Origin of the sequence: Pseudoxanthomonas sp. LjRoot143, from assembly GCF_964252945.1 — a bacterium.
In the GTDB taxonomy this organism is placed as follows: Bacteria; Pseudomonadota; Gammaproteobacteria; order Xanthomonadales; family Xanthomonadaceae; genus Pseudoxanthomonas_A.
In genome coordinates, this window is record NZ_CAXUPM020000001.1 from 2,784,876 (window position 1) to 2,798,301 (window position 13,426).

General features: G+C 69.1%; 14 protein-coding genes and 1 pseudogene. 6 read left to right on the forward strand and 9 right to left on the reverse strand.

Features of this window, described 5'->3' with window-relative positions; genetic code table 11:
* Complete coding sequence (locus ACSQ1W_RS13550) at window positions 1-1,098, reverse strand: branched-chain amino acid aminotransferase (protein WP_436046188.1); 1,098 nt, start codon at window positions 1,096-1,098, stop codon at window positions 1-3.
* 51 nt (window positions 1,099-1,149) lie between these two features.
* On the reverse strand, window positions 1,150-1,701 hold the full coding sequence (gene sufT / locus ACSQ1W_RS13555; protein WP_192272519.1) for a putative Fe-S cluster assembly protein SufT: 552 nt from the start codon (window positions 1,699-1,701) through the stop codon (window positions 1,150-1,152).
* Window positions 1,702-1,811: 110 nt separating this feature from the next.
* Here sufT and ACSQ1W_RS13560 point away from each other — a divergent pair, with 110 nt between their 5' ends.
* Both ACSQ1W_RS13560 and ACSQ1W_RS13565 read left to right on the forward strand, forming a co-directional pair.
* Entirely contained in the window at window positions 1,812-2,225 is a 414-nt protein-coding gene (locus tag ACSQ1W_RS13560) for a hypothetical protein (RefSeq protein WP_436044163.1), read from the forward strand.
* A 58-nt stretch (window positions 2,226-2,283) separates the two neighbouring features.
* The gene (locus ACSQ1W_RS13565) at window positions 2,284-2,748 is read left to right on the forward strand and encodes a hypothetical protein (protein WP_436044165.1); all 465 of its coding nucleotides are present in this window, start codon (window positions 2,284-2,286) and stop codon (window positions 2,746-2,748) included.
* Window positions 2,749-2,779: 31 nt separating this feature from the next.
* Here ACSQ1W_RS13565 and ACSQ1W_RS13570 read toward each other — a convergent pair whose 3' ends face one another.
* Genes ACSQ1W_RS13570 through ACSQ1W_RS13580 form a run of 3 tightly spaced genes read right to left on the reverse strand, consistent with a single transcriptional unit; the run spans window position 2,780 to window position 4,970 of the window.
* Window positions 2,780-4,168: an NAD(P)(+) transhydrogenase (Re/Si-specific) subunit beta gene (locus ACSQ1W_RS13570; protein WP_436044166.1), complete on the reverse strand. Its 1,389-nt coding sequence runs from the start codon at window positions 4,166-4,168 to the stop codon at window positions 2,780-2,782.
* On the reverse strand, window positions 4,165-4,674 hold the full coding sequence (locus tag ACSQ1W_RS13575; protein ID WP_436044167.1) for a hypothetical protein: 510 nt from the start codon (window positions 4,672-4,674) through the stop codon (window positions 4,165-4,167). Before ACSQ1W_RS13575 ends, ACSQ1W_RS13570 begins: the two co-directional genes overlap by 4 nt.
* Window positions 4,671-4,970, reverse strand: coding sequence for an NAD(P) transhydrogenase subunit alpha (locus tag ACSQ1W_RS13580; protein WP_192272524.1), 300 nt, complete (start codon window positions 4,968-4,970; stop codon window positions 4,671-4,673). The genes ACSQ1W_RS13575 and ACSQ1W_RS13580 overlap by 4 nt, the downstream gene beginning before the upstream one ends.
* A 162-nt stretch (window positions 4,971-5,132) precedes the next feature.
* On the opposite strand from ACSQ1W_RS13580, the gene ACSQ1W_RS13585 reads away from it, so the two are divergent.
* The 4 genes from ACSQ1W_RS13585 to ACSQ1W_RS13600 are packed head-to-tail and all read left to right on the forward strand — an operon-like array spanning window position 5,133 to window position 6,887.
* Complete coding sequence (locus ACSQ1W_RS13585) at window positions 5,133-5,468, forward strand: hypothetical protein (RefSeq protein ID WP_436044169.1); 336 nt, start codon at window positions 5,133-5,135, stop codon at window positions 5,466-5,468.
* A gap of 23 nt (window positions 5,469-5,491) precedes the next feature.
* The gene (locus tag ACSQ1W_RS13590; protein WP_436044171.1) at window positions 5,492-6,061 is read left to right on the forward strand and encodes an RNA polymerase sigma factor; all 570 of its coding nucleotides are present in this window, start codon (window positions 5,492-5,494) and stop codon (window positions 6,059-6,061) included.
* Window positions 6,058-6,447 carry a hypothetical protein gene (locus ACSQ1W_RS13595; protein ID WP_436044173.1) on the forward strand — a complete coding sequence of 130 codons (390 nt, stop codon included), beginning with the start codon at window positions 6,058-6,060 and terminating at the stop codon, window positions 6,445-6,447. The genes ACSQ1W_RS13590 and ACSQ1W_RS13595 overlap by 4 nt, the downstream gene beginning before the upstream one ends.
* Window positions 6,444-6,887 (forward strand): DUF3106 domain-containing protein, encoded by a 444-nt coding sequence (locus ACSQ1W_RS13600; protein ID WP_436044175.1) that lies wholly within the window; start codon window positions 6,444-6,446, stop codon window positions 6,885-6,887. The genes ACSQ1W_RS13595 and ACSQ1W_RS13600 overlap by 4 nt, the downstream gene beginning before the upstream one ends.
* A gap of 21 nt (window positions 6,888-6,908) precedes the next feature.
* Here the strand turns inward: ACSQ1W_RS13600 and ACSQ1W_RS13605 are convergent, their stop codons facing one another.
* From ACSQ1W_RS13605 to ACSQ1W_RS13620, 4 genes and pseudogenes are all read right to left on the reverse strand, one after another.
* Entirely contained in the window at window positions 6,909-7,481 is a 573-nt protein-coding gene (locus ACSQ1W_RS13605; protein WP_436044177.1) for a tetratricopeptide repeat protein, read from the reverse strand.
* 20 nt (window positions 7,482-7,501) lie between these two features.
* Window positions 7,502-8,593 carry an NAD(P) transhydrogenase subunit alpha gene (locus ACSQ1W_RS13610; protein ID WP_436044178.1) on the reverse strand — a complete coding sequence of 364 codons (1,092 nt, stop codon included), beginning with the start codon at window positions 8,591-8,593 and terminating at the stop codon, window positions 7,502-7,504.
* A gap of 74 nt (window positions 8,594-8,667) precedes the next feature.
* Window positions 8,668-10,989, reverse strand: coding sequence for a DUF1631 domain-containing protein (locus tag ACSQ1W_RS13615; protein ID WP_436044180.1), 2,322 nt, complete (start codon window positions 10,987-10,989; stop codon window positions 8,668-8,670).
* 188 nt (window positions 10,990-11,177) lie between these two features.
* Window positions 11,178-13,301, reverse strand: a pseudogene (locus ACSQ1W_RS13620) (DUF1631 family protein); the annotation flags it as partial.
* Between the last annotated feature and the right edge of the window lie 125 nt (window positions 13,302-13,426).

Below are 13,426 nucleotides of genomic sequence, written 5' to 3' on the forward strand. Positions count from 1 at the left end.
TCAGTCGCGCAGCTTCACCAGCCAGCCGTGGCGATCCGGCAGGCGGCCGTACTGGATGTCGGTGAGTTCCTTGCGGATGCCCATCGTCACCTCGCCGGCCGGCGCGTTGATGTCGCCGACTTCGAAACCGCGGCCCTTCAGCTGGCCGATCGGCGTGATCACCGCGGCGGTGCCGCAGGCGAACACTTCGACGATGTCGCCCGAGGCGACGCCCTGCTTCCACTCGTCGATGGAAATCCTGCGCTCTTCGACGGTGTGGCCGCGATCGCGCGCGATCTGGATGATGCTGTCGCGGGTGATGCCTTCCAGGATGCTGCCCGACAGTTCCGGCGTGGCGATGCGGCCGTCCTTGTAGACCAGGAACACGTTCATGCCGCCCAGCTCTTCCAGGTACTTGCCTTCGACCGGATCGAGGAACAGCACCTGCGAGCAGCCCTGCGCCTGTGCTTCCTGCTGCGGCAGCAGCGAGGCGGCATAGTTGCCGCCGCACTTGGCCGCGCCGGTGCCGCCCTTGCCGGCGCGCGCATAGTCCTCGGACAACCAGATCGCCACCGGCGACACGCCCTTGGCGAAGTACGCACCGGCGGGACTGGCGATGACGTAGTAACCGGCCTGCTGCGCGGCGCGCACGCCGAGGAAGGCCTCGGTGGCGATCATGAAGGGACGGAAGTACAGGCTGGTCTCCGGCGCCGACGGCACCCAGTCGCCATCGATGGCGACCAGCTGGCGCAGCGATTCGACGAACTCGTTGACCGGCAGCTGCGGCAGCGCCAGGCGTGCGGCCGAGCGCTGCAGGCGCGCACCGTTGGCATCGGGGCGGTAGGTCCAGATGGAGCCGTCGGCATGGCGATAGGCCTTGATGCCTTCGAAGATCTCCTGGCCGTAGTGCAGCACCGACGCGGCCGGGTCGAGCGACAGCGGGCCGTAGGCGCGGACTTCGGCGTCGTGCCAGCCCTGCGCCTTGTCCCAGGTGATGGCGACCATGTGGTCGGTGAAGTGCAGGCCGAACCCGGGGTTGGCGAGGATGGCGTCGCGCTCGGCCTGGGTGCGGGCCTTGTCGGAGCGGTTCACGCGGTAGGTCAACGGGGCGGCGTTCATCACGTTCATCTCTTCCTTCCTGACGGGTTCTGCAAGGGACGAGCCGGAGGCTCAGAGCATGCCGGTTTCCAGCTTGGCGGCATCGGACATCATGTGGCGGCCCCACGGCGGATCGAACACCAGGTCGACGTCGGCCTCGGCGATGGTGGGAATCATCTCCAGCTTGCTGCGCACGTCGTCGACCAGGATCTCGCCCATGCCGCAGCCGGGCGCGGTCAGCGTCATCTTCACCTCGACGCCGCGCTGGCCGTCGTCGCGGGTCGTGAGGTTGGCCTCGTAGACCAGGCCGAGGTCGACGATGTTGAAGGGGATCTCCGGATCGAAGCAGGTGCGCAGCTGGTTCCAGACCAGCGCCTCGACCTCTTCGTCGCTGGCGTTGTCGGGCAGCGACAGCGGTTCGGTGGGTTCCTTGCCGATCGCGTCGGCATCCTTGCCCGCGATGCGGAACAGGTTGCCCTCGACGAAGACCGTGTAGCTGCCGCCCAGTGCCTGGGTGATGTAGCCATAGCTGCCGGCCGGCAGGGTGACGAGTTCGCCCTGCGGCACCAGCACGGCGGCGCAGTCGCGGGAGAATTGGACGGGTTCGCTGCTGCGGGAGTACATGCCAGACCAGATGGGGGCGCGCGTGGGGCGCTGCAAGACGGCCTATTGTAGCCCCCGCACCCCGGCGGTCGCGTTCAGGCCGTATCCTTGGCGGCCCTGCCGGAGTCTCCATGTCCCCCGCCCCGCGTCGCATCCCCCGCTGGCTGCTCCCCGTGATGCTCGTCGTGGCCAGCGCCTGCGTGCTGGTGATCTGGGTGTCGCTGGCGCTCTACCTGCAGCGCCAGACCGGCTGGATGGCCCTGCTGGTCGCGCTCGACGTGGTGCTGGTGCTGCGCCTGGGCGGGATGGCTGCCGGCACGCGCCGCGCGGTGCTGGCCGCAGCGGTCACCGCCGCGATCTCGGCGATGGCGCTGTGGACGGTGCCGGCGACCCAGCTCGGGTTCGCGCTCGGACTCAGTCCATGGGAATCCGCCCTGCGGCTGGGCGCGCATCACGGCTGGACGCTGATCTCCCTCACCACTACGCCGCTGGACGTAGTGGCACTGGTGGCGGCCCCGCTGCTGGCGGCATGGTGGACGCGCTGAGGGCAGTGCCGGAATTCGCACCACGCCCTTCGCCATCCTCCGTCGCAGGGACATACGCATGAAACATCGGCTCGCCCCCGCGCTTCCCCTGCTGGTCGGTGGCGGCTTGCTGATCGGAACGCTGGACCTGCTCTTCGCCTTCGGCTTCTGGGCACCGCGCGGCGCCACCTTCACCGGCATCCTGCACTCGATCGCCGCCGGCTGGTACGGCGCGCAGAGCCGCGAAATGGGGTTGCATAGTGCCGTCGTGGGCGCGCTGTCGCACTACCTGATCGCCAGTGCCTTCGTACTCGCCTACTGGGCGGCGGCGGGGCGGCGGCCCGCGCTACTCCGCCATCCCTGGATCTGCGGCAGCGCCTACGGCGTGGCGCTGTACCTGGCGATGAACTTCATCGTGTTGCCGCTGTCTGCCGCCGGCGCGCCGAGCTTCGCGGACACGGCATGGGTGGCCAGCAGTGTCGTTGCCCACGCGCTCATCGGCGTGCTCTGCGCCTGGTTCGCACGCAAGGCGCGGCGATACTGAGCGTGGCCGGCGGACAGTATCCGCCGCGCCTTCAGTGTCCGCCGTCGAGCGCCTTCAGTTCGCTGACCAGCGCATTCGCCATCTCGCTGCCGTCGCCGTACAGCATGCGGGTGTTGTCGGCATAGAAAAGCGCATTCTCGATGCCGGCGAAGCCGGTGCCCTTGCCGCGCTTGATGACGATGGTGTTCTTGGAGTTCACCACGTCGAGGATCGGCATGCCGTAGATCGGCGAGGCCGGATCGGTCTTCGCCACCGGGTTCACCACGTCGTTGGCGCCGATCACCAGCGACACATCGGTGTTGGCGAACTCGGGGTTGATGTCGTCCATGTCGGCGATCAGGTCATAGGGCACGCCGGCTTCGGCCAGCAGGACGTTCATGTGACCCGGCATGCGGCCGGCGACCGGGTGGATGGCGAACTTCACCTTGACTCCGCGATCCATCAGCTTCTGCGTCAGCTCCCAGATCTTGTGCTGCGCCTGCGCCACCGCCAGGCCGTAACCGGGCACGATCACCACGCGTTCGGCGTAGGCCATCATCGCGGCGACGTCGGCGGCTTCGATCGGCTTCATCGAACCGCCGATCTCCTGCATCGCCGCGCTGCCGCCGCCGAAGTTGGAGAACAGCACGTTGGTGATCTTGCGGTTCATCGCCTTGGCCATCAGCCGCGTCAGCAGCATGCCGGCCGCACCGACCATGGTGCCGGCGATGATCAGCGCCTCGTTGCCCAGCACATAGCCTTCGAACGCGACGGCCAAGCCGGTGAACGCGTTGTACAGCGAGATCACCACCGGCATGTCGGCGCCGCCGATGGGCAGCGTCATCAGCACGCCCAGCGCCAGCGACAGCACGAAGAACGCGATGATCCACGGCATCGCCAGCGTGGTCAGCGCCATCACGCCGCAGACGACGGCGGCCAGCGCGACCAGCGCGTTGAACCACTGCTGGCCCGGGAAGGTGTAGCGCTTGTCCATGCGCCCGTCGAGCTTGGCCCAGGCGATCACCGAACCGGTCAGCGACACCGCGCCGATCAGCGCGCCGATCACCGCCAGCGACAGCGTGAACGTCGACGGGGCGGGTTCGCCCGACGAGTAGCGCACCAGTTCCACCGCGCCGATGGCCGCGGCCGAGCCACCTCCCATGCCGTTGAACAGCGCGACCATCTGCGGCATGTCGGTGATGGCGACCTTCTTGCCCCAGATCCAGTTGAGGCCCACGCCGATCACGATGGCCGCGATCATCAGGCCGATGTTGTGCAGCCCAGGCAGGAAGAACGTCGCAATGGTGGCGATCAACATGCCGGCGCCCGCCCACTGGATGCCGCTGCGCGCGGTCTTGGGGCTGGCCATGCGCTGCAGGCCGAGCAGGAACAGCGTGGCCGCGACGAAATAGCTCAGCTTCACCAGTGTCAACGCACTCATGCCCGGCTCCCTTCCGACGACGACGCGGATTGCTTGTCCAACCGATGGTGTTCACGCATTTCGATGGCTGTCTTGAGCAGGCCGATCATGCCGAGGCCGAAGGCCACCAGGCCGAGCGAGAGCTGGTTCACCGCGGTGGTATCGGCCAGGTAAGCCCCTGCCAGCCCGCCCGCCATCGCACCGAACGAATAGAACGCGAGCAGTGCCAGCATCCAGCGCCCCTTGCGCGGGTCCTGCCAGACGCGGCGCGACATCTCGTTCTGGGTGCGCGTGGGGTCCTGCAGCGACGACAGGCCGATGCCGACGCCGGCATACAGCAATGCGTAGTTCCAGTCGTCGTAGACCGGCGACCAGCTGGCCGTGGACACGGCCGCGATCGACCAGGCCGACTTGGCCATGTAGCCCAGTGCGACCAGCAACGCGGGGTACTGCAGATAGCTCCCCCACTGGAAGACATCCCGGACCGACCAACGCTGGCGTGCAGGCATCAGGGCAGCGCTGCTCACTTGCCACCCGCCGGCGGCTTGCTGCTCTTGAACATCTCCAGCATGCGCTCGGTGACCACGTAGCCGCCGGCGGCGTTGCCCGCGCCCAGCAGCACGGCGATGAAGCCGATGGCCTTCTCCAGCGTGGTATCGGCATGGCCCAGCACGACCATCGCGCCGATCAGCACGATGCCGTGGATGAAGTTGGAACCCGACATCAGCGGGGTGTGCAGGATCACCGGCACCCGGGAAATGATCACGTGGCCGGCGATGGCCGCCAGCATGAAGATGTACAGCGCCACGAACCCGTCGCTCATCCGCTCCCCCATCCTGTCCACGTTGTCGATGCACGGGCGCTGCCCGGTGCTTCCGCATCATAACCGCACCTGAACCCGGCGGTGGGTGGGGTCAGGACGTCAACCTGCGGCCACCTCGGGCGTTTCCGTGCCTGCACCACCCACCCCACGAAGGAGCCGACCATGAAGCGCATGTCGTTGCTGGGCCTGACCATCCTGCTGCTGGCCGCCACCGGGACCGCCGTTGCCGGCGACCGGGGCGATCGCATCGACCAGCGCCTGGACCGCAAGGGCGAGCGCATCGAACACCGGCTGGACGCGCGTGGCGACCGCATCGAGCGCCAGTTCGACCGCCGTGCGCAGTGGGCCGACCAGCATGGCCGTCCGCACCTCGCCAACCGCCTGGAGCGCCGGGGCGACCGTGTCGATGCGCGGCTTGACCGCAAGGGTGATCGTGCCGAAGCGCGCTGGGATCGTCGGGGCGACCGCATCGACCGTCGCCTCGACCGTCGCGGCTGATTCACGGCAGCGGCCCTTAAGCTATGTTGGTGAGCAGCCCGTCCAGTCCGTTGCCGGAAACGTCGTCGCCCGCGCCGCTGGCGGCGACGATCGACCTGTTCCTGGCCGACATCGGACCCCGCGCGTTCCGTTTCGCCGAGGCCGGCCTGCGCCACCGCGAGGATGCGCTGGATGCCGTGCAGGACGCGATGATGAAGATGCTGGCCTACCGCGAGCATCCGGCGGCCGAGTGGTCGCCGCTGTTCTGGAGCATCCTGCGCCGGCGCATCATCGACATGCAGCGTCGCGCCGGTTTCCGGCTGCGCTGGCTGCTGCCGACCGGCGACCGCGGCGAAGAAAGCCCGGTGGACTGGGCACCGGACCACGGTGCCGGCCCCGCACAGGCGCATGACCAGCGCGAAGCCTACGCACGACTGGTGCAGGCCCTGCGCGCCCTGCCCAACCGGCAACGCGAGGCATTCACCTTGCGCGTACTCGAAGAACTGGACGTCGCCGACACGGCGCGCGCGATGGGCTGCTCGGAAGGATCGGTGAAGACCCACCTGTCCCGCGCGCGCGACGCCCTGCAACGGCAACTGGAGGAATTCCGATGAACCACGACAACGGCCATGGCATGGACCCGCAGGCCCGGCGCCTGCATCAGGCCGCCCTGGCCCAGGTATCGCCGCAGACGCTGATGCGATTGCGCGCCGCGCGCCATGAGGCCGGCCTGCAGGCGTCGCCGGTCGGCCATGGCCGTACGTGGCGCTGGTTGACGGCCACCGCGTTCTCGGCGGTGTTGGCGGTGGGCATCGGCCTGCAATGGCTGCCCCGCACGCCTACGGTTCCCGCGTCGGTGCCTGTCGCCGCCATCCCGTCCGATGGCGACGCCATCGTGGACGAACTGGGGGTCGCCGGTACGTTCGACGAAGATCCCGATCTTTACCTGTGGCTGGCATCCGCCGATGCACAGCCCCTTGCCATGGAGTCGACCCGATGAAGGTCCCTGTCCTTCGCATCCTTGCCCTCGGCCTGGTGTTCGCAGCCGGTCAAGCGTTCGCACAGGCATCCCCTGCCCCCCTGCCGGCGTGGGACAAGCTGACGCCGCAGCAGCGCGAGGCGCTGATCGCACCCGTGCGCGACCGCTGGAACCGCGAACCGGAAGATCGTGCCCGCATGCTGGAACGCGCGCAGCGCTGGCAGGCCATGACCCCCGAGCAGCGCGCGCAGGCCCGCCATGGCATGAAGCGCTTCGAGGACATGAACCCCGACCAGCGCCGCGAGGCGCGCGCGCTTTACGGCCACATGAAGGCGCTCACGCCCGAGCAGCGGGACGCATTGCGCGAGCAATGGAAGAAGATGACGCCGGCACAGCGCGAGGCCTGGATGCGCGACAACGCGCGGCCACCGCGCGACCGCGACCGGCGGCAGGAGCGCTGACGCACGCCGTCGCGGCGCAGGTCAGCCGCGCTCGGCCTTCCACCTCAGGTACAGCGCGCGCATCTGTACCTGCTGGGGATCGCTCCAGTAGCTAATGCGCTTCGCCATGCCTTCCTCGGCGCCCCACTCCGGATTCCCGTCCACAGCCAGGTCATACCAGTGCAGCGCCGCGACAGGGTCGTTCGCGCTCCAGTAGGCAAGCGCCCGCGTGTAGGTGATCCAGCCCGGCCGACCGCCGTGCAAGCGTTCGGCTTCGGCCCAGTCAGACAACGCGCCCTCGATATCGCCCTGGTCGTAGCGCGACCATCCACGAGACCAATGCACGTGTCGTCGTTGGGGGCTTGCCGGCTCGCTTGCCGCGAGCGCGGCGTCGTAGTCACGGCGCTCCCGCTCGCGATCGCCCATCTCGCCGTAGAGATGGGCACGATGGACCAGCGCGGAGACATTGCGCGGATTCTTCTGCAACGCAGCCTGGATCATCGCCCGGAACTTGACCCGCCCGCCTGGCGGATACCCGAGGTAGGACGCCGCGGGATCCGGGTCGACGTAGCGCGGCTCCTGGGCGACAGCCTGTCCGACCAGAAGCACGGCCATCAATGGCCATGTCCACCGCGTCATGCGACTGTGCGCTCCGGCCATACCGTTTTCGCCAGCAGTTCGTCGTCCCAGTCGAACTGCAGCGCGCCCTCCTTGACGAACAGCGCGACGAAGTTCAGCACGTTGCGCGCGTACATCTCGCTGGCGTGCACCGCGCCGAGGCTGGCGAGATTGAGCGGACCGGCGATCGTCACGCCGTCGTGCGCGTAGGTCTCGCCCGGTCGCGTCAGTTCGCAGTTGCCGCCGGTCTCGGCGGCGAGATCGACGATGACGCTGCCCGGCTTCATCCCCTGGACCATCGCGGTGGTGATGATCTTCGGCGCGGGCCGGCCCGGCACGGCCGCGGTGCAGACCACCACGTCGATGCCTTTCAGGTGATCGGCCAGGCGCTGCTGCTGCTGCGCGCGTTCCTCTTCCGTCAGCTGGCGCGCGTAGCCGCCCTCGCCCGCCGCACTGACGCCGAGGTCGAGGAACTTGCCGCCCAGCGATTCGATCTGTTCGCGCGTCTCCGGACGCACGTCGAAGCCTTCGACCTGCGCACCGAGGCGTTTGGCCGTGGCCACGCCCTGCAGGCCTGCGACACCGGCACCCACGATCAGCACCTTCGACGGGCGGATCGTGCCGGCGGCGGTCGTCAGCATCGGGAAGAAGCGCGGTGCGAGCTGCGCGGCGATCAGCACCGCCTTGTAACCGGCCATGCCGGCCTGCGAACTGAGCACATCCATCGCCTGCGCGCGCGTCGTGCGCGGCAACCGTTCCAGCGGGAATGCCTGGATGCCGTTCGCCTGCAGGGCAGCGGTGCGCGCGGGATCGGCCGACGGTTGCAGCACACCGACCAACGTCGCGCCGGACTTCAAACCACCGATCGCCTCCGCTGACGGCGGCTGCACGCACAGCACCAGGTCCGCACTGCCTCGTGCCTGGTCGTCGCCGAGTTCGGCACCCGCGTCGGTGTAGGCCGTGTCGACGAAGCCGGCGTCGGCACCGGCGCCATGCTCCACGACGACGCGCGCGCCGGCGGCGATCAGCTTCTTGACGGTTTCCGGCGTCGCGGCCACGCGGCGTTCGCCGGCAGCGGTTTCCTTCAGTACCCGAACTTCGACCGCCATTGCGCCCCTCGTCGTTAGGTCGTCCGTGGGGCGATGCTAACAGAGCGCGGCCGCGCCGCGCGGAGGCCATCCGGTCAGGCGGGCGCGGCGGCCGAGGGAACCGGTTCGAGGCGTTCGATCACGCCCTGCATGGCGCTGTCGAACGCGTCTTCGCTCTGGTGCGTGCGCAGGCGGCCCAGCCGCACCATCGCCGCCAGTTCTTCCGGCGAGGCGACGCAGAACCGCACGCCGCGGCGGTTGACGAACAGCAGGCGCGAGGAGATCGGGCTGACCCACGACAGCTTGCCCGCCTGCACGCGGTTGTCCTTGTCGATGAAGTCCAGCCAGGTGCCGATCGGCAGGCCGCGGAAATGGTCCGCGTCGCTGTGGTCGAAATCGAGCGTGTCGGCCCCCGCCACCAGGTGGATGGGTGTGGCCTCCTCGTCGACGACAGGCTTGGGCAGCACCACCTGCGGCAGTTCCGGCAGCGCTTTTTCCAGGTCGGGACGCGCGGCGGCCACGGCCTGCAGCGTGTCGTGCAACGCATCGACCGCACCGGCGGCGGCGTCCTGGTTCATGCCGACGCTCGCGAACACCTTGAGCATCTGCGACCGCCATGCCTGCAACCACGGCTTGCCGACCACGTGCCGCTGCGCCTCGGTCAGTTCCTCGAGCACGCCATCGGCCAGGGCCAGCGATTCGCGCAGACTCTCGCCTTCGTCGCCCTCGCGCAACACCGCCATGGTGACGTGGTGGGCCCAGGGCTGGCGCAGGAAGTCCTCGATCGCCTGCGGCACGCGCCGGTCGGCCAGGCGCTCGTCCAGTTCTGCGGTCATGCGCGCACGCGCGGCCTCCAGGCGCTCCTGGCCGCGCTGGATCTCGGCAGCACGGCGCTCGGCGATCTCGATACGGCGGCGGTGCTGTTCCAGGTACGCGCGGAATTCTTCTTCCAGGGTCAGGAAGATGGCCAGGTTCTCGTTGAACTCGGCGACCAGGCGGTCGACGACTTCCTCGACCTTGGTCAGCAGCGTGCGCTCGGCGGCGCTCTCGCCGTTGTTGCCCTCGCAGGCCTCGGCCAGCACGTTAAGCAGGCGGCGCGCCGGGTGGGTCTTCTGCACGAACATGCGGCGGTCGAGCAGTGCCACCTTCACGAACGGCACCACCAGCCGACCGATCAGTTCGCGCGGACGGCCTTCCAGGTCGCGCTCGTCGAGCATGACGTCGAACAGCATGCCGACCAGGTCGATCGCGTCCTCGTCGACCGGCGCCAGGCGCGCCTGCGACGGGTCCACGCCCAACTGGGTGGCGCTGCTGAGCACTTCGTTCTTCAGCCGCTGCGACAGCGACTCGCCGGTGTCGCCGATCGCCGCGCGCAGCGTGGCGCTGGGCGAGGCCTGCAGCAGCGACAGGACCGACAGCATCTCGCGCTGCGACAGATCGCGCTGGCGGGGATCGACGGCACGCGCCTCTGGGGCTTCACCGGTATCCCGGCCGCGACGCGACTCCTGCAACAGGTGATGCAGGGCTTCCAGCAGCACGCCCTGTGCGCCGGGCGCGGACCCGTAGCCCGGCGGCACGTCGCCGAAGCCGGGGGCAGCCGGCGCGGCCTGGGTGGCCTGCAGACCACGGCTGACGCCTGCCATGCGGTTGAGGAACCGGGCCGCCCATGCGGGCGCACCGGGGTCTTCGCCATCGCCCGTGGCATCCAGGTCCGGGGCGGCCTCACCGACCGATGCAGCGGCGGCGGCCGGCGGACGGCGCGCAGGAAGTTCCGGCATCACGCCGACCTGCATCAGGCGCTGGTCCAGCGACGCGTAGATGCGGGCGATGGCAGGCACCAGGTCGCGCTCGCACAGCTTGATCACCACCAGCCGGACGTCGGGCGCCAGATCGCAGGCCACGAAAGCCTGGTGGACGGCGACGCCGATGTGCTCCGGACCGATCGGGTTGAGGTCGCTGTCGAGGGTGACATCGCCGGCGATCCAGCCGAGCCGGCGATCCAGTCGCCCCAGCACAGGCTTGCATTCGCGCTGGATGACGCTGGCGAAATTGCGCACGGCCAGGCGCGACTCCAGCTCCTGCTCGGACACCAGGCTCAGGGTGTCGTCCGCCGATTCCACGAACACGCGTTCGGCGGGCGACGGCTGGCCGGCCTCGAGCGCCTTCCACGACCGCTGCAACTGGGCGCGGAACCGCCCGATGATGTCCTCGCGGCGACGGCGCAGTTCGCGCATCGCATCGAGGAAGGCCATCTGCGAAGGACCGGCGCGTTCGGCGCGGTCGAACAAGGCATCGTCGAATCGCCCCAGCGCCACCGCGAAGGCATCGACCAGCGGCGGGACGGCGGCGTCGCGCGCCTGCTCCAGCAGGCGCGTGTCGCGCCCGGGGCGGTCGGCGATGTTCGGGACATTCGACATGCGCAGGGTTCCCCGCCCGGGGGGGCGAAAGAAAGGTGGGGGATACGGACGGGGATCCGTGATGACATCGTAGGAAATCCGGCCGACAGGCAACCGTGACGTCCTCGGCAGTTTGATGCTGCGCAACACGTTACCTCATCGGAGAGCGTTGCGGCACAGGGCTTGCATGGCGCCCGGCCGTGCCCGCGTCAGGGCGACGCCGGGACCACCAGACGGTCCACCACCCCCTGCATGGCGCTGTAGAACGCATCCTCGTCGCGGTGCATCCGCACGCGCCCGAGCTGCCCCATCACCACCAGTTCCTGGACCGATGCCAAGCAGATGCGCGCGCCTGCGCGATTGACGAACATCATGCGGCCCGACACCGGGCTGATCCAGCTCAGCCTGCCGGCCTGCACGCGATTGTCCTTGTCGACGAAATCCAGCCAGCTGCCTTCCCGCAACTGCTGGAAATAATCCGTCATCACTGGATCCTGCCGCCCCAGCCCTTCCTGCAGTTCATGCGACTCCAGCAAGCCGGGCAGCAACGGCGCGGGCGCGGCGGGCGACAGCGGCGCATCCGCGGCGGCCGGCGCGTCCTCCCGCGGCGCGACAAGCGCAGCAAAGAGCTGCTCGCGCTGCCGCGCGACGACATCCTTCGCCTGACCCGAGGCCATCCACATCGGCTGCAGCCAATCCAGCGCCGCATGCCAGGCGCGTACGTCATCGCGATCGTTCGCCACCGCGACCGCCTCGAGCAGACCGTCCAGCATCATCGGCGCCGCCCGCGGCTTGTTGAGGCCCTGCATGCGCGCCGCGTACGCCGGCCAACCCTCCGCCAGGACGCGCCGCATCGCCGCAGGCATGTCGTGCGCCTGCAACCTGGCCTCGAGGTCTGCGGCGAACTGCGCCACGACCGCGGCTTCGGCATCCTTCGCCTGCTGTTCGGCGGCCAGCGCGCGCTCGACCTTGTCCGCTTCGCTGCGATAGCGCGTGTAGAAGTCATTGAACTCCGTGCGCGCCACGCGGAACACCGACTGGCTTTCGTCGAAATCCGCGACCAGCCGCAATACGGTGTCCCTTACCTTGTCCAGCAGCAGGCGCTGCGCTTCGTTCTCGCCGGGGTTCCCGTCGCAGGCTTCGACCAGCACGTTGAGCAGGCGGCGCGCCGAATGCGTGGCCTGCAGGAACAGCTTGCGGTCCTGCAGGGCGACCTTGGTCATCGGCGCCATCAGCCGCCCCAGTACATGGATCTGGTCCTGGCCGAGATGGCTCTCGCGGAAGATCACCTCGAACAGCATGCCGACCAGGTCGACCACGTTCTCGTCGGCATCGGAGATGGCTACTGCTTCCGGCGCGACGCCCAGTCCCGCCGCGTGCAGGAAGATCTGCCGCTTGAAGGCCGCCTTCAGTTTCTCGGGCGTGGCCAGCACCTCGGCATGCACCTCCGGCGCGGCGATCTGCAACAGGGTCAGCGCCACCACCAGTTCGCGCTGCGACAACGAGGTCTGCGCCGCCGGGGACGCCGTGGCACCCGGGCCGCGCGCGTGCCGATGCCGGGACGCCTCCAGCAACTGGTGGAGTGCCGGCGGCAGCGTGCCGGCCTCCGATGGCGCAGCCGGTGCATCGGCATCCCCGTTGTCCCACGCCACGAAGAACCGCGTCATCCAGTCCGGCTCGCTCGTCGCTTCGTCGCCCGCACTGGGGAGCGCCTGCGCGCGACGCAGGCGCGGGCCGGCGCTGTCCTGCGGCCCCAGGCGACGCACCAGGCGCGCATGCATGGATTCGTAGATCGGACCGATGAGCTCGACGAACTCGCGCGCGCAGCACTGCATCGCCAGGGCGCGGACGTTGCCGGGCAGCGCCCCATCCGACAGGCCGCGATACACCGCCATCGCGATGCGCGCCGGCGAATACGGCGCGCTGTCGGGCGACAGGCGGATCCCCATGTCCAGCCAGGTCAGGTAACCGTTGAGGCGCAGCAGTTCGGACTGCCATTCCCGTGAGATGACATCCGCCAACTGCTCGGTCGCCAGCCGAACGTCCAGTTCGTCTTCTTCGACCAGGCCAAGCCCCGCCTCGTCGCGCTCCTGCCCGAACCGCACCGTGGGCGCCTCGCCCGCCGACGCCGCGCGCCAAGCCGAGGCCATGTCGTCGCGGAAGCCGCGCAGGATCGCCTCCCTGCGCTCCTTGAGCGCCAGCAGGCCATCCAGGTAAGGGCCGCGATCCAGCTCCATGCGTTCCAGCCGGTCCAGCATCGGCTGCCGCAGTCCGTCCACCACATCGGTGAACGCCGCCTCCAACGGCGCCTGCATCGCCTCGCGCAGCAACTCGACGAGCGGATGGCCTGACGTGGGAAGAGGCGGCGGCGTGGCAGGCATTGCGTCGTTCGGTCGGCCAGGTTGTCCACGGCGGCCCGTATCGACTCACGGTTCCGTGCGTACCAGCGGACCGTAAC